Below are 20,014 nucleotides of genomic sequence, written 5' to 3'. Positions count from 1 at the left end.
CTTGCAAATGGCTTTTTGTTCCTGCACAGGAAAAGCAGAATCCTCCCGGAGAATGAGACGATGTCACTAATTTCGCTCGCGGGCGAACTGACCGAAAACGGCCACCGACTCGTGCAGCGAGTCTATTATGAAGACACCGATTTTTCCGGCGTCGTCTATCATGCACGCTACCTGCATTTCATGGAGCGCGCCAGAACCGACTACCTGCGGCTGCTCGGCGTCGAACAGGCATCGCTTGCGATCGAAGGCGATACGGAGGGCCTCGTCTTCGTCGTTCACCGTATGGAGATCGACTTCAAAATGCCGGCGCGCATGGACGATATCCTGACGATCGAGACGACGACCGAAAAGGCGGGTGGCGCCAAAATGGTGCTGCAGCAGGAGATTCGTCGCGACGGCACGCTGCTGATCGCTGCCAAGGTCATCATCGCTGTCATCAACGGGCAAGGCCGACCACGCCGGTTGCCGGAAGCGCTGGCGATAAAGTTCCTGGCGGCGGGACACAAGCTTCCGACTCGAGTCGAGTAGGCCGACAGACAATCCGATGATCGCGAATCAGTCGGTGACCGTGCTCAGTATCTTCTTCGTCAGCGCCTGCCTGGTCTTCCCGACATCGCGCCAGGGGTCCGTTCCGGCCTCGATCCGCGCGAGAATATCGGCGATGCGGAAGCTATTGGCGGCTTCAAGATCCTCGAGTTCGTCCCAATCGACCGGTGTCGCAACTGGTCCGCCCTCGCGGGCGCGGGTGGAATAGGGGCAGATGGCTGTTGCGCCGCGCTCGTTTCGGAGCCAATCGATGAAGATCCGGCCCTTGCGCTTGGCCTTGGACATGGTGGCGATGAAGCGGTCCGGATCGCGATCGGCGAAACGCTGCGCGATCTTCTTGGCGAATCCCTTGGCCTCCTCCCAGGACGCGCGTCGAACCAGCGGCACGATGACATGAACACCCTTGCCGCCGGTCACCATGGGAACGGATGCCAGGCCGATATCTGAAAGTTCGTCGCGCAGCGCGGCCGCCGCGTGCTTCACCGTGGCGAAGTCGACGCTTGGATCGGGATCGAGATCGAAGACCAGACGGTCGGGAGTTTCCAGCTTGTCCATCGTTGCGCCCCAGATGTGAAACTCCAGCGTCCCCATCTGCACCGCAGCAACGAGGCCTTTGGCGTCGCGAACATACATGTACTTCTCGGTTTCGCCCGAGGCCTCCTTGATCGGTGCTTCGCGAATCTCCTGCGGAAAGCCGTCGCTGGCATGTTTCTGGTAGAAACACTGCCGCTGTCCGCCTTGCGGGCAACGTACCAGCGAAACGGGATGGTCGGCCGCGAAAGGAAGCATCCTGTCCGCAACGACTGCATAGTAGCGGGCGAGGTCGATCTTGGTGATCCCTTGACCTTCGAAGAGAATGCGATCCGGATGCGAGATGTGCACGCCGAGGATGTCGGCGTCACCCTTGGCGGGCGCCACTGTCCGTGGTCTGGTCGCACGTTTGCTCTTCCCGGTCTCCGCCGCGGCGTCCGTCGGATTCGGTCTTTCCAGTTTCACGGCCTTGGCCTCCTTGTCCTCGCGCAATCCCTCGAATGAGCCATGGCGGATATATCCGTCATGGGTAAGTTCGGTGAAATCCACCTCTGCCACAAGCTCGGGCTTCAGCCAGACGGCATCCCGGTTCCTTTCTCGCGGCACGCTGTCGAACGGTGACGTCTTGCGTCTGCGTTTTGCGAAGGCGGCTGCGAGCTCGTCCATGGTCTTTTGCCCGAAGCCGGTGCCGACGCCGCCACGGTAGACCAGCTTGTCACCCTCGAAGGTGCCGAGAAGGATCGATGCGAAAGCACGCCCCTTTTTCGTCGATGGGGTATAGCCGCCGATGACGAACTCCTGGCGTTTCGTGCATTTGACCTTCAGCCAGCTCCGGGTGCGTCCGCTGCGATAGGAAGCATTCGCCTCCTTGGCGAGGATGCCTTCCTGTCCGGCCTTGCATATGGCGGCAAGCACGTGTTCGCCATTGCCTCGAACGTGCTCGCTGTACTGAACGGTCGAGGTGGCTCCGAGCGTGTCGAGCAAGGTCTTCAGTTGCTCCTTTCGCTCGATGAGCGGCTCGCGGCTCAGGTCCTTGCCGTCGAGTTCGACGAGATCGAAGGCGTAGAGCCTTGTGCTGGCGCCGGTCCTCAGCGCTTTTTGCAGGGCCGAAAAGGTTGAGCCTTCCTCCGACAGCGCCACCACTTCGCCGTCGATCAGGGCTGACTTGCAATCGAGCTCGGCCAAAGCGGAAGCAATCGCTGGAAACTTCTCGGTCCAGTCGAGACCATTGCGCGTGTAGCAACGGACAGCTCCGCCGCCGATGGCAACCATCAAGCGGTAGCCATCGAACTTGGCTTCGTTCAACCATTCGTCTCCGGCGGGCGCTTTGGTCACCAGCGTCGCAAGCTGTGGCGCCTTGAAGGCGGGCAGCTTTCCGGAGGATTTTCGGGCCGTGCGCTTGCGTCGATTGTCGTTCTTGGCAACCGCGCCGGCCTTGAGATTGGCGGCCGTGCTCTTGTTCGAATGCCAGACGCGTCCGCGCTTTTCGCCCTTGCCCTGAGCAATTTCATCCATGGTGCGGCCGGTACGGACACTCGTCAGGTTGTCTTCGACGAGGCGTTCCCCATCCCCTGAGGCGTCTTCGTCCCTTTCCTTGATCAGCAACCAGCTTTCGCGCTTCTCATCGTCTCGCGGCCGCATACGCACAAGAGCCCAACCGCCGCTCATGCGCTTGCCGTGCAATTGAAACGAGAGTTTGCCCTTGTTCAGGCCTTCGGATGGGTCGCCTTCCGGCTCCCACCAGCCGGTGTCCCAGAGCATGACCGTGCCGCCGCCGTACTCCTCTTCCGGTATCGTACCTTCGAAGTCGCCATAGGCTAAGGGATGATCCTCCGTGCGCACCGCAAGGCGCTTGTCTTCCGGATCGAGACTCGGGCCGCGCGTCACCGCCCAGCTTTTCAGCACGCCCTCCCATTCGAGCCGGAAGTCGTAGTGCAGGCGGGTGGCATCGTGTTTCTGGACCAGAAAGCGTTTCCTGCCAGCGTGCGCCCGGGCGACCGTTCCCTTGGGCTCGCTCGTCCGCGCAAAGTCGCGGCGTCGGTTGTATTCGGAAAGAGGTTCATTGCGAGCGGCCATGGATCGTCCTCATGCCGATTTCCGCCGACGGCGCGAGGCGGATTGCGCCTTCGGCTGCGGTTTCTTGCCCTCGCCACTTTCGAGGCTCTTCTTCAGCGCTGACATCAGGTCGACGACATTGTCGCCGCGCCGTTCCGGGCGCTCGCCTTCCTCGACGGCGACCCGCGTCGACTTGCCTTTCATCTTGCGCTTGACGAGTTCCTTCAGCGCAGCGGTATAGTTGTCCTTGAAGGCGTTGGCGTCGAAGGGCGCGGTTTTCTTCTTGATGAGGGCGCTGGCGACCTCCAGCAGTTCCTTTTCCGCCTTCTTGCCGGATATGTCGGAAAACATCGGGTCAGCTTTCCGCAGTTCGTCGGCGTAGCGCAGTGTCTCCAGGAGCAGGCCGTCGCCGCAGGGTTTGACCGCCACCAGATATTCGCGGCCACGCAGTGTCAGTTGGCCCAGTCCGATCCTTTCTGATTGCCGGAGCGCGTCGCGGACGACGCGGTAGGCGTCCTCCGCAAGCTCATCTGCCGGGACAAGATAGTACGGCTTGTCGAAATAGAGGGGCGAGATGTCGGCAACGCCGACAAATTGGACCAGTTCCAGGGTCTTCTTTGTCTCGAGCTTGATCGAATCCACTTCCTTAGGTTCGAGAAGAACGTATTTGTCGTCCTCATATTCATAGCCCTTGACGATGTCGTCGACATCGACCGGCCCGACGCCTTCCACCACCTTCTCGTAGTGGATCGGCTTGCCCGACGGCTTGTGGATCTGGCGGAAAGAAACGCTGGCGCCCGAGCGGGTCGCGCTGAAGAGTTCGACCGGGATCGAAACCAGTGAGAGGCGAAGTTGACCTTTCCAGAGCGCGCGAGCCGGCATGGTTCCCCCCCATTCACCGGCCGAGCCTGCGGCGCGGCTCCGGCTCCCGGTCGTTGCGAGGCGGCTCACGGGCAAGCACGCGCTCAATGGCCGCGATATGCTCGCCGGTGATGGCGGGGACGGGATCGGCGAGCAGCGCCTGGAGCACTTCCTTCGAAAGCACGCCGTTTGCGATCGCCTCCTCGAAGGCACAGCGGGTCTCCCGCTCGGCCTTCAATTGCGCGTAGAGCGCTAGGATCAGCCGGTCGCGGGCGTCAAGCCGTCGTGTTGCCGATTTCTCATTGGCTTTTCCGGACATCTGGAGGGTCATGCGAGAGAAACGTGCTATGGCGCGGTGAAGTTCCAGGGCGCCCGCGACAGGAATGTCTGCCCGGTAACATTCCTTTAACCATAATGGTGTCTTAATCCGTGCATTAGGATTTGTGCAGTGCACGTCATCCTTTGACCAAAATTGACGGCAAGAAGGCAACCTGAAGCATTAGATCGCAATGCCGCGATCAGCGGCGATGCCGGGGCATTTTTGCAACAGGACGTTTGGGCGACCCGGTCATGAGCATGAACAGCTCTTGCCGGGTATTTGGATTCGGGGACTGGAAACGATGGAACAGGTTGGATTGGCCGCGACGAGCGATGTGACCCTCTGGTCGCTGTTCATGGAAGCGGGCTTTGTCGTGAAGCTGGTCATGCTGGGGTTGATCGCAGCCTCGGTCTGGACCTGGGGCATCGTCGTCGACAAGACGTTGAACTACGGCCGTGTTCGCCGGCAGCTCGACAATTTCGAGCAGGTTTTCTGGTCCGGCCAATCGCTCGAGGAACTCTACCGAACGCTCTCCGACCGGCAGACGGCCGGGATGGGCGCGATCTTCGTATCCGCCATGCGCGAGTGGAAGAAGAGCTTCGAGCGCGGCGCCCGCTCGCCGATCGGCTTGCAGATGCGTATCGACCGGGCCATGGACGTGACGCTCGCTCGTGAATCCGAGACGCTCGAGGCAAGACTCGGGTCGCTCGCGACCATCGGCTCGGCGGCTCCCTTCATCGGCCTCTTCGGCACCGTCGTCGGTATCATGACGTCGTTCCAGGCAATCGCCGGTTCGAAATCGACCAATCTCGCCGTCGTCGCGCCCGGTATCGCCGAGGCGCTTCTTGCGACCGCCATCGGCCTGCTCGCCGCTATTCCCGCCGTTATCGCCTACAACAAGTTTTCCGCCGATGCCGGCAAGCTGACGGCACGTATGGAAGCCTTTGCCGACGAGTTCTCCGCCATCCTGTCGCGGCAGATCGACGAGAAGCTGCAGTCGTCGCGCCAGGCCGCGCAATAACGACCCTCGAGCACGGAGACCACGCTGATGGGTATGGCAGTTGGCGGAGCCAAGGGTTCGGGCGGCGGACGTCGTCGGCGCAGCGGCAAGAAGGCAATCATGAGCGAAATCAACGTCACGCCCTTCGTGGACGTGATGCTGGTGCTGCTCATCATCTTCATGGTGGCGGCACCGATGATGACGGTGGGCGTGCCGATCGACCTGCCGGAGACGCAGGCAAAGGCGCTCAACTCCGACACCCAGCCGATTACCGTTTCGGTCAATCCGGCCGGTGAAATCTTCCTGCAGGAAACGCCGATCGGGATCGACGAGGTCGTTCCGAAGCTCGAGGCGATCGCCACCACCGGCTACAACGAGCGCATCTACGTGCGCGGCGACACCAACGCCGACTACGGCACGGTGATGAAGGTCATGGCGCGCATCTCGGCGGCCGGGTTCAAGAACCTCGGCCTCGTAACGCTCCAAGAACAGGAAAAGTGATCCTCGGTCATGAAGGGCAGTCTCGCAACATCTGCTGTCCTCCACGCCCTGGTGCTGACCTGGGCGCTGGTTTCGCTTGGCAGCCCGGCCGACTTCGAGGTCGCGGATGTCGAGGCGCTGCCTGTCGATATCGTGCCGATCGAATCGATCACGCAGATCCAGCAGGGTGACAAGAAGGCTCCCGCAAAGGAGAAGGCGTCCCCGGTTCCGACCAAAAAGCCGACGCCGGTCGAGAACGCCGAGAATATCGGCGACAACGACGTGGATCTGAAGACGCCGCCCACGCCCAACACCAAGCCGGTGCAGAATGAATCGGCAGCCGCTCCGGAGAAGACCGAGAAGGCGCTGCCGACACCGGATCCCGTCAAGGAGGAGATCCAGAAGGTCGAGGAACCCGAGCCGGCGTCCGAGCCCGCGACGGAAGTTGCCGCACTGCCCGAGCCGAAGCAGGAGGTAAAGCCCGAGACCAAGCCGGAACCCGCTCCGGCCGAGGAGCAGCCGGCCGAGAATCCGGAAGCCGAGGCGCTACCCGACAAGGTGCCGACGCCGATGGCCAAGCCCAAGGTCGAAAAGCCCGCGCAGACCGCCAAGACCCCGGAGCGCAAGAAGGAAGAGACCAAGAAGGAGCAGAAGAAGGCGTCCTCCGCCAAGGAGAGCGACTTCAATGCCGACGAGATCGCGGCGCTGCTCAACAAGCAGGACTCCTCCGGCGGCGGCGCGAAGCGCTCGACCGAAGAGGCAGCACTCGGCGGCAAGAAGACGACCAGCGGCAACACGCTTTCGCAGAGCGAAATGGATGCGCTTCGCGGGCAGATCCAGAACAACTGGTCGATCATTCCCGGCATGGCCGATGCCACGGATGTCCGCATCAAGGTGACGATGCGGCTCGACCCGAACGGCGAGTTGATCGGCGAGCCGGAAGTGGAAGCGACCGGCGGTTCCGATGCGGCGCGCCGGGCGCTTATGGGCGGCGCTCGCCGCGCCATCCTGAAATCCGCACCCTTCAAGGGACTGCCTGCCGACAAATACGATTCATGGAGCGAGGTCGTCGTCAATTTCGACCCGAGCTCGATGCTCTAAACAGGTTGGGGCGGGATGCGGGCGGAAAATCGCGCGCACTTTTTCTCATCCCGCCCAGAAAATGAGAGGCTGAAAGGCTTTATGGAAATGCTGAGACGCAATTTTTTCCGCCTTCTGATGGTGATGTTCGCAGGCTGTGGGCTCATTGCTTCGCCGGCAAACGCACTCGTCGAGCTCAACATCAACAAGGGCAACGTCGAGCCGCTGCCGGTGGCGATCACCGATTTTCTGCAGGGCGAGCTCGGCCAGAAGATCTCTGACGTGGTTGCCGCGGACCTCAAGCGCTCCGGGCTTTTCGCGCCGATCGACAAGGGCGCCTTCATCGAGAAGATTTCCAATCCGGATGCCGCCCCCCGCTTCGAGGACTGGAAGGTCATCAACGCGCAGGCGCTCGTCACCGGCCGGGTAACCCAGGAGGGCGACGGCAGGCTGAAGGCGGAATTCCGCCTTTGGGACACCTTTGCCGGCCAGCAGATGCTGGGTCAGCAATTCTACACGCAGCCGGAAAACTGGCGCCGCGTCGCCCACATCATCGCCGATGCGATCTATGAGCGGATCACCGGCGAAAAGGGCTATTTCGACACCCGCATCGTCTATGTCGCCGAAAGCGGTCCGAAGACGGCGCGCAAACGCCAGCTCGCGATCATGGATCAGGATGGCGCCAACGCCCGCGCACTCACCAACTCAAACGACATCGTGCTGACGCCGCGCTTCTCGCCGAACCGTCAGGAAATCACCTACATGTCGTTCGAAAACCAGCAGCCGCGGGTTTACCTGCTGCAGCTCGAAACCGGGCAGCGCGAGGTGGTTGGCAACTTCCCGGGCATGACCTTCGCGCCGCGGTTCTCGCCGGATGGCCAGCGGGTGATCATGAGCCTGCAGCAGGAAGGCAATGCGAATATCTATACGATGGACCTGCGCTCGCGCACCACGACGCGGCTGACCAACACCGCAGCGATCGACACGTCGCCGTCCTATTCGCCCGACGGCAGCAGGATCGTTTTCGAAAGCGACCGCGGCGGCAAGCAGCAGCTGTACGTGATGGGCGCCGACGGTTCGGGCCAGACGCGCATCTCCTTCGGTGACGGTTCCTATTCGACGCCCGTCTGGTCTCCGCGCGGTGACCTTATCGCCTTCACCAAACAATCGGGCGGCAAGTTCTCGATCGGCGTCATGAAGCCGGACGGCTCGGGCGAGCGCATCCTCACAACCGGCTTCCACAACGAGGGCCCGACCTGGGCACCGAACGGCCGCGTGCTGATGTTCTTCCGTCAGAACGCCGGTGCCGGCGGTCCGCAGCTCTATTCGATCGACCTCACGGGTTACAACGAGCAGCCGGTCCAGACACAAGGCTTTGCATCCGACCCCGCCTGGTCCCCCCTGATGGAATAGAGCGCACGAGGAATGGAATAGAGCGCACGAGGAGAAGTGCGAGCGGTTCTCCGCCCGCATCCCGCGTCTCCATTTGCTGAAGCGCGCCGCGATCATGCGGCGCGCTTCTTTGTTTTTGTGCATCTCCGGACAGCGTGGACCGGAATCGATCACATTTGCGATCGATCCAAGATCATCGTGATCGGGTGTCCACAGAAGTGGTGGCAAATGTGGCCGATGTGCCGCTTTCTCGCCGCAAAGTGCTGGTCTAGCAGGCGCCCCACGCAAATTATCGATTTGTTAACCATATCAGTTGAAAAGCAATTAACCGCTTCCGGTTACAGTCTGGCAACCGTGAATCAGACACTTCCAAGGAGACCCGGCCCATGAGCCGAATTGACACCCCGGCCGCGAGCCGCATGCAGACCATCGCCCGCAATCCTGTCATGATCGCTCTGGTCATGACGCTCGCTCTTGCCGGCTGCGCTTCGAAAAAGAACCTGCCGAACGATGCCGCCGGCCTCGGTCTTGGCGCAGGCGCTGCAACGCCGGGCTCCCAGCAGGACTTCACCGTCAACGTCGGCGACCGCATCTTCTTCGATACGGACTCCAGCTCCATCCGCGCCGATGCCCAGGCGACGCTTGCCCGCCAGGCTCAGTGGCTGGCGAAATACCCGAACTACGCGATCACCATCGAAGGCCACGCCGACGAGCGCGGTACCCGCGAGTACAACCTGGCGCTCGGCGCCCGCCGTGCCGCCGCCACCCGCGACTTTCTCGCCAGCCAGGGCGTTCCCGCGAACCGCATGCGCACGATTTCCTACGGCAAGGAAAAGCCGGTTGCCGTCTGCGACGACATCTCCTGCTGGTCGCAGAACCGCCGCGCCGTTACCGTTCTCGGCGGCGCTGGCATGTGACGCTCCGGCCACTGAAGTGGAAGTTTGAAGGGGCGGCCACGGGCCGCCTTTTCTTTTTACCACACTTTAGCCGAACTCCGTTGCTTTTTCACAGCGATTGGAAAACTGTGCGGCACTCACCTTTAGAATCGGCGACAGTATCGAGTATCGCGGACCGTGATCGCAGGGTGGGAGTAATCGGTATTCGAACAGGACAAATGAAATGAAGAAATTTGTCGTGGCAGGACTGATTGGTCTTGTGGCCCTCTCGGGTCTCGGACCAGCGGCAAATGCCATGCCACTTTCCGGGCTCTTCGCCCGCTCGACCCATGCCGATGCCGCCAGCAAACAGAGCTTGCCGGTGGTGAAGGTGCAGTCGGCCGACCTCGGACGGATCGGTCAACTCGAGGAAGAGATCCGCTCGCTCAACGGGCGTATCGAGGAAATGAGCTTCCAGTTGCTGCAGATGCAGGAACAGATCCGGAAGTTCCAGGAGGACAACGAGTTCCGCTTCCAGGATCTCGAAAACGGCAAGTCCTCTTCAAAGAAGAGCGGCGCACTTGAAACGCCGAAATCTAGTGATCAGGCGTCCGTCACCCCCGGGGTGACGGATAGCCAGCCCCCGACGGCACCTTCTGCCGGCGGCAACGACATGGCGGCAACAGGCGCCAATCCCGGCTCGACGGGTGCCGCGCCGCCGACGACGTTGGGGCAGATCATTTTCGACGAGAGCGGCAATCCGGTATCGACCACCACCGGCGCCCAGCCTGGCGCCAACGCCACGCTGCCCGGTGTCGACACCGGGACGGCCAACTCCGCCGGCGGCGATGCGGGTATCAACGCCAATCCGGGCACTGAGCAGCAAACCGCTTCTCTCGACAATCCGGGCGATCTCTACCAGTCCGCCTACGGGCACGTGCTTTCCGGCGACTATGCCACGGCGGAACAGGAGTTCCGCGACTATCTCGACGTCTTTCCCAATGGCGACAAGGCGGCCGACGCCAGCTTCTGGATGGGCGAGGCGCAATACTCGCAAGGCAAGTACAGTGACGCAGCGAAGACTTTCCTGAACGCGCATCAGGCTCACGGCAAATCGCCCAAGGCGCCCGAGATGCTGCTGAAGCTCGGCATGTCGCTCGGCGCCCTCGACAACAAGGAAACTGCCTGCGCCACGCTGCGCGAGGTGAATAAGCGCTACCCCAAGGCTTCGCCCGCCGTGAAGGCAAAGGTGTCGAGCGAGCAGAGCCGCTTTGGCTGCTGAGGCGCGCCGCGTGCCCGACGCCGTCATTGCCACGGCCAGACAATTCCTGCGTTCCTTCGCCAAACCTTGCCGGATTCTCGCGGCCGTCTCCGGAGGCAGCGACTCCAAGGGGCTTCTCCTTGCTCTCCACTCCGCGATCGGAAAAGGGGATCGCGAAGGCTTTTCGCTCGCCGCCTGCACGATCGATCACGCCTTGAGACCGGAATCCGCCGATGAAGCGGCAGCCGTGGCGGCGTTCTGTGGCGAACTAGGTATTCCCCACCTTGTCAGCCGCTGGGAAGGCGACAAGCCACGAACCGGCATCCAGGCCGCTGCGCGCCAGAAACGCTATGAGCTCCTGGCCGATGCCGCGGCCGCGCTCGGCGCGGACTGCATTGCCACCGGGCATACGCGAGATGACCAGCGCGAGACGATCGCGATGCGCACTGCGCGCGGCGAAGGGGAGGGACCGGGCAGCGCCGGCATGGCGAGCGCCATGCTTTACGCGCGTCGCATCTGGGTTTTGCGACCATTCCTTGGCTTGAGCCGTGCCGACATACGGGCATTCCTGACCGCGCGGGGCGTCGAATGGTTCGATGATCCGAGCAACGCCAATCCCCTGTTCGAGCGTGTTCGCATGCGTTCCGAGCTCGCAGGCTCGCAAGAAGCGCCCGCAGCCCCGTGGAGCGCTGCCCAAAGGGCCGCGTCATCGGCGCGTGCAGCTGCCATGATCGAGACCCATGTGCGCGTGCACGAGACCGTCGTTGCCGAGATTGCCGCGGCGCAGGCGGGAAACATGAGCGACGCCGATTGGCGCCGCGCGCTTCTGTCCGCCGCCGCAGTCCTCGGCGGCCGCAATCATTTGCCGGGGCATGCGACGATCGAGCGCATATCCGGCTTTCTGCAACCGGGCAGGCCGGGACGAATGACGGCGGGAGGCGTCGTCTATGACAGACGTCCAAACGGTCTCTACCTCTACCGTGAGGCGCGCAGCCTGTCCGCGCTTGTCATCGATCCCGGCGAGACGAGCGTGTGGGACGGGCGCTTCAATGTAACGAATGGCGGACAGGATCCGGTGGTCGTGACTGCCTCGCAGAAAGATAGTCAATGGGATCAAAGGCTTATTGACGCAGGTCTGCCCCCGGGCGTCGCCAAACGGGCTGCCCGGGCCGCGCCACACATCGGCCCGGCGCGTGCCGATATAGCCGGCTCGATCCGGGCGAAAGTCGAATGCCGCATCGCCCTTTACGACACCTTTTTGCCTGGTTTCGACCGGACTATGGCGGATGCGGTCGCGATGCTGTTCGGGCGCGAACGATACCCCGCTCCGCCGGTGCACGACGTTTTTGACAGAAATGGAGAGGGAGCCGGCGGTTTGCCTTGGCAAGGCGACGCCAGAACCTTATGTTAGGGAACAAGACTGCGGCTCGGCGAAATGTCCGGGCTGCGACAGGTTCCGGGGAGTTCGATGAACCCTAATTTTCGTAATTTTGCCCTCTGGGCAATCATAGCGCTTCTCCTGATTGCGCTGTTCAGCATGTTCCAGCAGCCGACGGAGCGCGCCGGTTCACGCGAAATTCCATTCTCGCAGTTTCTGAAGGACGTCGATGCCAGCCGTGTCAAGGAAGTCGTGATCACCGGCTCGAAGGTGATCGGCAGCTATACCGAAAGCGGCGCCACCTTCCAGACCTATGCACCCTCCGTCGATACCGCTTTGACCGAACGGCTCGAAGCCAAGGACGTCACCGTCACCGTGCGCCCGGAAACGGACGGATCGTCGGGCTTCCTGAGCTATATCGGCACGCTGCTGCCGATGCTGCTGATCCTTGGCGTCTGGCTGTTCTTCATGCGGCAGATGCAAGGCGGCTCCCGCGGGGCCATGGGCTTTGGCAAGTCCAAGGCCAAGCTCCTGACCGAAGCGCATGGCCGCGTCACATTTGACGATGTCGCCGGCGTCGACGAGGCTAAACAAGACCTCGAGGAAATCGTCGAATTCCTGCGCGATCCGCAGAAGTTCCAGCGCCTCGGCGGACGCATCCCGCGCGGCGTGTTGCTGGTCGGCCCCCCCGGCACCGGTAAGACGCTGCTTGCCCGCTCGGTCGCAGGCGAAGCGAACGTGCCCTTTTTCACGATCTCCGGCTCGGACTTCGTCGAGATGTTCGTCGGTGTCGGTGCGTCGCGTGTCCGCGACATGTTCGAGCAAGCGAAGAAGAACGCCCCCTGCATCATCTTCATCGACGAAATCGATGCCGTCGGCCGTCATCGCGGTGCCGGCCTTGGCGGCGGCAACGACGAACGCGAGCAGACGCTGAACCAGCTGCTCGTCGAGATGGACGGCTTCGAAGCCAATGAGGGGATCATCCTGATCGCCGCGACCAACCGTCCCGACGTGCTCGATCCGGCGCTGTTGCGTCCGGGCCGCTTCGACCGACAGGTCGTCGTGCCGAACCCGGACATCAACGGTCGCGAGCGAATCCTCAAGGTGCATGTCCGCAATGTGCCGCTGGCACCCAATGTCGACCTCAAGGTCTTGGCACGCGGTACGCCGGGCTTCTCCGGCGCGGACCTCATGAACCTCGTCAACGAGGCTGCGCTGATGGCGGCGCGGCGCAACAAGCGCCTTGTCACCATGCAGGAGTTCGAGGACGCCAAGGACAAGATCATGATGGGTGCGGAGCGTCGCTCCTCCGCCATGACCGAGGCCGAGAAGAAGCTGACCGCCTATCACGAAGCCGGCCATGCCATCGTTGCGCTCAACGTCCCATCCGCCGATCCGCTGCACAAGGCGACGATCATTCCGCGCGGCCGTGCACTCGGCATGGTGATGCAGTTGCCCGAGGGCGACCGCTACTCCATGAGCTACAAGTGGATGATCTCGCGTCTCGCGATCATGATGGGTGGCCGCGTCGCCGAGGAAATCACCTTCGGCAAGGAGAACATCACCTCCGGCGCGTCCTCCGACATCGAGCAGGCGACGAAGCTTGCGCGTGCGATGGTGACGCAATGGGGCTTCTCCGATCAGCTCGGACAGGTCGCCTATGGCGAGAACCAGCAGGAAGTCTTCCTCGGTCACTCCGTGGCGCAGCAGAAGAACGTATCGGAAGCGACCGCGCAGAAGATCGACAACGAGATCCGCCGCCTGATCGACGACGCTTACGGAACGGCGCGTCACATACTGACGGAAAAGAACCACGAATTCGTGGCGCTCGCGGAAGGCCTGCTGGAATACGAGACTCTGACGGGTGACGAAATCAAGTCGCTGATCCGCGGCGAGAAGCCTGCACGCGACCTCGGAGACGATACGCCGCCGCATCGCGGTTCGGCCGTCCCCTCCGCCGGCACGAAGAAGGAAGCCGGTGCCAAGGGCGAGGAGCCGGAAGGCGGCTTCGAACCGCAACCGCAATAGGGTTCGTCGGAAAAATGAATCGGAAAGCCGCCGCGCCGGAAGGAGCGGCGGCTTTTTGTTGGGTATGTTTGCCCGGAGGATCTTTTGCGCAGTTGGTAACGCGATGTAATGATTTCTGATGATAGGATTGCTGCCGTTTGCTGCGGTTTTATGCCAAAGATGATTCAACCCTGCCTGACCTCTGCGGTGGACGCGAGCAGGCGGCAGAAATGAGGGGCCGCTACTGGCATGATTCCTCAAATCGGAATCGATTTGAGGACAAAATCATGCAGCAGTTCCAAAGTGCTACAGCGACCTTAGCGCATCCCATTGGACGCGCGGCGCTGTGGGGCGTCAAACTTGGATACGAGGTCCGGCGATATGAAATCCAATCGCGGAACACGCAGACAGACGCGGCCGGTAAAGACGATCCTGCCGAAGCAGGACCATGGAGTTCTTATGAAGCGCAAATATTTCGGCACTGACGGCATTCGCGGCCAGTCCAACATTTTCCCGATGACGCCAGACCTCGCCATGCGTGTCGGCATCGCCGTCGGAACGATCTTCCGTAATGGAGCGCACCGCCACCGCGTCGTGATCGGCAAGGACACGCGCCTTTCCGGTTATATGCTCGAAAACGCGATGGTCGCCGGCTTCACGGCCGCCGGACTCGACGTCTTCCTGCTCGGACCGATCCCGACACCGGGCGTCGCCATGCTGACGCGTTCGCTGCGCGCCGATATCGGCGTGATGATCTCGGCCTCGCACAATCCGTTCCGCGACAACGGCATCAAGCTCTTCGGACCCGATGGCTACAAGCTTTCCGACGACATCGAGGAAAAGATCGAGGAGCTCATCGACCAGGATATGTCCGGCCAGCTTGCCAAGCCTGAGGATATCGGCCGGGCCAAGCGCGTCGATGGCGACATCTACCGGTATATCGAACAGGCGAAGCGGACGTTGCCACGCGACGTCACGCTGAAGGGTCTCAGGATCGCCATCGACTGCGCCAACGGTGCTGCCTACAAGGTTGCCCCGTCCGCGCTCTGGGAGCTTGGCGCCGAAGTGGTGACGATCGGGACGGAGCCGAACGGCGTCAACATCAATCTCGAATGCGGCTCGACGCATCCGGCCGCCCTGTCGAAAAAGGTTCACGAAGTCAGGGCCGATATCGGCATCGCACTCGACGGCGATGCGGACCGGGTGCTGATCATCGATGAAAACGGAACCGTCGTCGATGGCGACCAGCTCATGGCTGTGATCGCCGACAGCTGGGCTACGGACGGAATGCTGAAGGGGGGTGCCATAGCCGCGACAGTGATGTCGAACCTCGGCCTCGAGCGTTACCTGAAGGGCAGGGGCATCGGACTGCACCGCACCAAGGTCGGCGACCGCTATGTCGTCGAGCAGATGCGCCAGGACGGCCTGAACGTCGGCGGCGAACAGTCCGGCCACATCGTGCTCTCCGATTTCGGGACGACCGGCGACGGCCTGGTGGCGGCGCTGCAGATCCTCGCCGTGGTCAAGCGGCAGGGCAAGTCGGTCAGCGAAGTGTGCCACCTTTTCGAGCCCGTGCCGCAGATTCTGAAGAACGTTCGCGTGTCGGCGGGTAAGCCGCTCGAGCATCCGTCCGTGCAGCAGGCCATCGCCGACGCCGAAGCGGGCCTTGCAAAGAATGGCCGCCTGCTGATCCGCCCGTCCGGAACAGAACCGCTGATCCGTGTCATGGCGGAAGGTGACGACCGCGGCCAGGTCGAGCGCATTGTCGACGAACTCGTCAATGTGATCGGCAACGTCCGCAGCGCGGCTTGACCTTAAAGCAACTCCAGGACAAGTCCGCAACGTTTCCGTCCGGAATTAGGTAGTTTCAAAGGATTGCAGCATTCACTGTTTCAACGAACAATGAATGATCAGCAACGCTGAACAGCTTGGAAGGCCGGCATCGATTGCCGGCTTTTTTATTGCGGCAACGCACTTGTTGATTGTCGAGGAACATCAGCAATCGTTAAAAAACACAGTAAATTTCTATGCTTAATCCGATATTAACCGCTGCATGCGATTTCTGGCGCAACAACAGTTGCGGTATCCGGCCGAGGCAACGCGGCGGACCAAAATATTCGTGGGGCATATTATGAAGAGACCTTTGATTGCATTTATTGCCGCGTTATTGGGCGGCACCCCAGCTTTGGCTGCCGACCTTTACGTCGAAGATCCGGCACCAGTTGTCGGGCCTGGCGGCTGGTATCTGCGCGGCCATCTCGGCATGAGCAACCAGCGCCTTGGCAGTATGAATCACGAGCTGATGGACGACGTTGCCGTTCATGATTTCCTGGACGATGGCAGCTTCGACAGCGCGCCGCTGGCGGGCGGCGGTATCGGCTATCAGTTCAACGACTGGCTCCGCCTCGATGGTATCGTCGAATATCGCGGCAAGGCGGATTTCACCGCCCTCGACCGCTATGACGGCGACGGCGACGGGATATGGGACGGAACCAACGATTATGACGGCGCCAAGTCGGAATGGTTGCTGATGGCCAACGCCTATGTCGACATCGGCGATTGGTATGGCGTCAAGCCCTATGTCGGCGCCGGCATCGGTGCTTCGCGCAACACCTTCTCGGGCTTCCGCGACATCAACGTGCCGACGGTCGGTGTCGCCTATGCCGACGAAGATTCCACCTGGAACTTTGCCTGGGCGCTGCACGCCGGCGTCGCTTACCAGGCGACCGAGCGACTGGCGATCGATTTCGGTTACAGCTATGTCAATCTCGGCGACGCCAAGACCGACAATATCCGCAGCTACGACGACACCGTAAATAACGCGCCGATGCATTTCGACGACATCACCTCGCACGACTTCAAACTGGGTATGCGCTACGCACTGCAATAGAGCAACTCCACGAAAAGTGTGGAACGGTTTTTGGTCCGGAACGATGACATGATCTGCGCGGCGTGCGCAGCCAGACCTTCATTCGGGGCCGTTACGCGGCCCCTTTTCGATTGCGGTTAAGGCACGGACAATGAAGACGCTCGCGACCTGCTTCTTTTTCCTTTTCGCCACGCTCGCCCATGCCGGCTCAGCCGCGAAGATCGCTTTGGCTGATCCGAACGACGTCGTCGCGCAACGATTCCTTCCCGGGCATGATTTTGAAATCGGAATGACCCTTTCCGAGGTCGAGGCGATCATCTCACGGAAATACGCGAAATGGCAGAAGACGGAAAACCGCGAAGCCGTAAAAAAGACGCAAGACGCGGCCTCCGCAACCTTTACCGAATCGATATCGCTGGAGGCACGCAGCCAGGCGCCGCTTTCCGATGTCTATCGGCTCGATTTTACCTCGCCACTGTCGGGCGGTGTCGTCTACAGCATCATACGCGACGTCAAATTTTCTCACCTGCCAAAGGATCGCCTCGCTTCCGACGAATGGAAGAAGACGATCGCGAGATATTGGGGAAAGCCATATGCGGCCGTTGGGCCGGATCGTGACAATCTCGTCCAGGCCATCTTTTTCTTCAATGACGCAGGTGTCGCCACGGCTCGGGACAAGGCCTTCTGCACGACCATATTCGGGAAAATGGACGCGATCTCGCGAAATGCTATCGAGGACGTCGAGGAAGTGATTGCCGGAATCGAAAGAGAGGGATGTCACTTCTTCACAGAAGTAAGGGCGATCGTCGGCGAAAGCGGTTTGCTCGTGAGAACCGGGTCGCGGCGGACTGACATGCTTTCCTATGCGCGAGACTTGGCGTCGCGTGCCGATCGGTGAGAAGGCGATGATCAGGTTCCCGTTTGAATGGGCCTTCCTCAGGTCGTCTTCATAACGCTCCGCCCGTCACGGATCCTAAATTTTTCGTCAAACAACATGCTTAACCGCTGGTTAACTTGTCCCTGCCAATAGTTAACGCAGGTTGGGGCCGGCCGCCACCAAGGTCGGTCCGACGGGCATTGATGAAAGGGCATACGGATGGACTGGCGGCACGGGATCTACAGGATCGCACTTGGCGCCGGTCTGGGCGCCGGTCTGAGCGCTGGTCTGCTGGCGTCCGGTGCGGCCTATGCAGCCGACGACGAATTGCTCGATGCGCCGGAGATCACCATTTCGCCTGGAGCGGGCGATGTCGGCGGCGTCTATCTGCGTGGCGACATCGGTTATGCGCCATGGCGCGACGAGGGCGATCCCTCCTTTCGCACCTTCGACGCCGGAACGAGCAGCTACGACAACGTTCCGTTCGACAAAGCTCGCTTCGACAAGCCGATCTCGGGGACGATCGGCATCGGCTACCGGTTTAACGACGTCATCCGCGCCGACATAACGGCGGAATATTTCGAGGGTCGGTTCGACGGCTCGTCGCTGTCGGCCGTTCCCTGCGCGGGCCAGGGCGCCGGAACGTCATGCGCTTTCTCGCACGAAGCCAATTTCTCCGCGCTCGGCCTCATGGCGAACGGCTATGTGGATCTCGCGACGCTCGCCGGATTCACGCCTTATCTCGGCGCGGGTATCGGCGCCACGAACATCAACTGGAACACTGTCCGCGAGACGGCGACCTGCGCTCCCGGCGGCGCCGCCTGCGCCGGCGGGGCAGGTGGAACATCCTATGGGGGAGAGGACAGTTGGCGCTTCACCTACGCGCTCATGGCCGGTGTCTCCTACGATATCACCGACCGGCTGAAACTCGATCTCGGCTATCGCTATTCTCGCATATCGGAGGGAGACATGTTCGGCTTCGGGGCCGAGGCACTTGCCGGCGCCAGCGGCGCCAAGGGCCGCGACGACGGTCTTTCCCGCCATGAGATCCGCGCAGGCCTGCGCTTCTCTCTCTGGTAACGATCGTTCGGCGCGGCGCTCCCGGTATTTCGAACTTTGCCCGGAACGCCGAAAATTCTTTCAAAAGCGACGCAAGCCGCTTGACTTCCTCTCCGACCCACAATATTTCCGACGGCGGGACACCCCTCCCCAACGAGGGGCTTCTATCTGAGAGGATAGCATCATGACGAAGCCTGCCAAACCGGACGTGCGTCCGGCAAATTCCCATTTTTCTTCTGGCCCCTGCGCGAAGCGCCCTGGTTGGACGCTCGACGCTCTCTCCGACGCAGCACTCGGTCGCTCGCACCGAGCCAAGATCGGTAAGACGAAGCTCAAGCAGGCCATTGATCTTACCCGTGAAATTCTTGAAGTGCCGGCCGACTACCGCATCGGTATCGTGCCCGCCTCCGACACCGGCGCGGTCGAAATGGCGCTGTGGTCGCTGCTTGGCGCCCGTGGCGTCGATATGCTCGCCTGGGAAAGCTTCGGTGCCGGTTGGGTCACCGACGTGGTCAAGCAGCTGAAGCTCGCCGACGTTCGCAAGTTCGAAGCCGCCTATGGCGAGCTGCCGGATCTCGCCAAGGTCGATTTCGACCGCGACGTCGTCTTCACCTGGAATGGCACGACCTCGGGCGTGCGTGTGCCGAATGCCGATTTCATCCCGGCGGACCGCAAGGGCCTGACGATCTGCGACGCGACCTCCGCCGCCTTTGCCCAGGATCTCGATTTCGCCAAGCTCGACGTTGTTACCTTCTCCTGGCAGAAGGTGCTCGGTGGAGAGGGGGCGCACGGCATCCTCATTCTGTCGCCGCGCGCTGTCGAACGGCTGCTCACCTATGCACCGGCATGGCCGCTGCCGAAGATCTTCCGCCTGACCAGCGGCGGTAAGCTGATCGAGGGCATCTTTGCCGGCGAAACAATCAACACGCCGTCGATGCTCTGCGTCGAAGACTATATCGACGCGCTCCTTTGGGCGAAGTCGGTTGGCGGCCTCAAGGGGCTGATCGCCCGGGCGGACGCCAATGCCGATGCGATCCATCGCTTTGTCGAGGCGAACGACTGGATTGCCAACCTGGCAACCAAGGCGGAAACCCGCTCCAACACGTCGGTCTGCCTGAAGATCGTCGACAAGGACGTATTGGCTCTCGACGTCGACGGACAGGCTGCCTTCGCGAAGGGCGTCGTCGCCCTGCTCGAAAAGGAAGGCGTCGCCTACGACATCGGCCACTATCGCGATGCGCCCTCCGGTCTGCGGATCTGGGCCGGTGCCACCATCGAGACTGCCGACATGGAAGCGCTGATGCCGTGGGTCGCCTGGGCCTTCGAGACCCAGAAGGCGACGCTGTCGCAGGCAGCCGCCTGATCCAAGCGATAAGCTTCGCTCGCCAACGGGCGAAGCCAACCCCGCACCCTTTCAGAACTGA

General features: G+C 61.7%; 17 protein-coding genes. 14 read left to right on the top strand and 3 right to left on the bottom strand.

The window, feature by feature from the left end:
• The first annotated feature begins 60 nt into the window (after positions 1 to 60).
• A complete protein-coding gene (gene ybgC, locus QN222_RS12085) occupies positions 61 to 528 on the top strand; it encodes a tol-pal system-associated acyl-CoA thioesterase (protein ID WP_283961316.1) in 468 nt (155 codons plus the stop codon).
• Between the two features lie 27 nt (positions 529 to 555).
• Here ybgC and ligD read toward each other — a convergent pair whose 3' ends face one another.
• From ligD to QN222_RS12070, 3 genes are read right to left on the bottom strand one after another with little or no spacing between them, the layout of a single operon-like run.
• Positions 556 to 3,153: a DNA ligase D gene (ligD, locus tag QN222_RS12080; protein WP_283961315.1), complete on the bottom strand. Its 2,598-nt coding sequence runs from the start codon at positions 3,151 to 3,153 to the stop codon at positions 556 to 558.
• Positions 3,154 to 3,162: 9 nt separating this feature from the next.
• Positions 3,163 to 4,014 carry a Ku protein gene (locus tag QN222_RS12075; RefSeq protein WP_283961314.1) on the bottom strand — a complete coding sequence of 284 codons (852 nt, stop codon included), beginning with the start codon at positions 4,012 to 4,014 and terminating at the stop codon, positions 3,163 to 3,165.
• A 13-nt stretch (positions 4,015 to 4,027) separates the two neighbouring features.
• Positions 4,028 to 4,312, bottom strand: a complete 285-nt coding sequence (locus QN222_RS12070) for a hypothetical protein (RefSeq protein WP_283961313.1) — start codon at positions 4,310 to 4,312, stop codon at positions 4,028 to 4,030.
• Between the two features lie 301 nt (positions 4,313 to 4,613).
• On the opposite strand from QN222_RS12070, the gene tolQ reads away from it, so the two are divergent.
• The 13 genes from tolQ to QN222_RS12005 all read left to right on the top strand — a co-directional run bounded on the left by tolQ (position 4,614) and on the right by QN222_RS12005 (position 19,953).
• On the top strand, positions 4,614 to 5,333 hold the full coding sequence (gene tolQ, locus QN222_RS12065) for a protein TolQ (protein WP_136508078.1): 720 nt from the start codon (positions 4,614 to 4,616) through the stop codon (positions 5,331 to 5,333).
• Between the two features lie 27 nt (positions 5,334 to 5,360).
• The gene (gene tolR / locus QN222_RS12060; RefSeq protein WP_180939003.1) at positions 5,361 to 5,813 is read left to right on the top strand and encodes a protein TolR; all 453 of its coding nucleotides are present in this window, start codon (positions 5,361 to 5,363) and stop codon (positions 5,811 to 5,813) included.
• Positions 5,814 to 5,822: 9 nt separating this feature from the next.
• Entirely contained in the window at positions 5,823 to 6,893 is a 1,071-nt protein-coding gene (locus QN222_RS12055; protein ID WP_283961312.1) for a hypothetical protein, read from the top strand.
• An 81-nt stretch (positions 6,894 to 6,974) separates the two neighbouring features.
• The gene (gene tolB, locus QN222_RS12050) at positions 6,975 to 8,285 is read left to right on the top strand and encodes a Tol-Pal system beta propeller repeat protein TolB (protein ID WP_180939001.1); all 1,311 of its coding nucleotides are present in this window, start codon (positions 6,975 to 6,977) and stop codon (positions 8,283 to 8,285) included.
• A 365-nt stretch (positions 8,286 to 8,650) separates the two neighbouring features.
• Positions 8,651 to 9,181 (top strand): peptidoglycan-associated lipoprotein Pal, encoded by a 531-nt coding sequence (gene pal / locus QN222_RS12045; RefSeq protein WP_180939000.1) that lies wholly within the window; start codon positions 8,651 to 8,653, stop codon positions 9,179 to 9,181.
• Positions 9,182 to 9,383: 202 nt separating this feature from the next.
• Positions 9,384 to 10,421 (top strand): tol-pal system protein YbgF, encoded by a 1,038-nt coding sequence (ybgF, locus tag QN222_RS12040; protein ID WP_283961311.1) that lies wholly within the window; start codon positions 9,384 to 9,386, stop codon positions 10,419 to 10,421.
• 10 nt (positions 10,422 to 10,431) lie between these two features.
• Positions 10,432 to 11,811, top strand: coding sequence for a tRNA lysidine(34) synthetase TilS (gene tilS, locus QN222_RS12035; RefSeq protein ID WP_283961310.1), 1,380 nt, complete (start codon positions 10,432 to 10,434; stop codon positions 11,809 to 11,811).
• Positions 11,812 to 11,868: 57 nt separating this feature from the next.
• Positions 11,869 to 13,806: an ATP-dependent zinc metalloprotease FtsH gene (gene ftsH, locus QN222_RS12030; protein ID WP_283961309.1), complete on the top strand. Its 1,938-nt coding sequence runs from the start codon at positions 11,869 to 11,871 to the stop codon at positions 13,804 to 13,806.
• Between the two features lie 438 nt (positions 13,807 to 14,244).
• Complete coding sequence (gene glmM, locus QN222_RS12025; protein WP_283961367.1) at positions 14,245 to 15,597, top strand: phosphoglucosamine mutase; 1,353 nt, start codon at positions 14,245 to 14,247, stop codon at positions 15,595 to 15,597.
• Between the two features lie 319 nt (positions 15,598 to 15,916).
• Entirely contained in the window at positions 15,917 to 16,675 is a 759-nt protein-coding gene (locus QN222_RS12020; protein ID WP_283961308.1) for a porin family protein, read from the top strand.
• A gap of 130 nt (positions 16,676 to 16,805) precedes the next feature.
• Positions 16,806 to 17,552, top strand: coding sequence for a hypothetical protein (locus tag QN222_RS12015; RefSeq protein ID WP_283961307.1), 747 nt, complete (start codon positions 16,806 to 16,808; stop codon positions 17,550 to 17,552).
• A gap of 198 nt (positions 17,553 to 17,750) precedes the next feature.
• Positions 17,751 to 18,611, top strand: a complete 861-nt coding sequence (locus tag QN222_RS12010; RefSeq protein ID WP_283961306.1) for a porin family protein — start codon at positions 17,751 to 17,753, stop codon at positions 18,609 to 18,611.
• 163 nt (positions 18,612 to 18,774) lie between these two features.
• Complete coding sequence (locus QN222_RS12005) at positions 18,775 to 19,953, top strand: phosphoserine transaminase (protein WP_283961305.1); 1,179 nt, start codon at positions 18,775 to 18,777, stop codon at positions 19,951 to 19,953.
• Positions 19,954 to 20,014: the final 61 nt, after the last annotated feature.

Origin of the sequence: Sinorhizobium sp. 6-70 (assembly GCF_030124375.1) — a bacterium.
Taxonomy (GTDB): domain Bacteria; phylum Pseudomonadota; class Alphaproteobacteria; order Rhizobiales; family Rhizobiaceae; genus Sinorhizobium.
The sequence above is the reverse complement of the archived record's forward strand: the minus strand, read 5'-3'. Positions and strand labels throughout refer to the sequence as shown.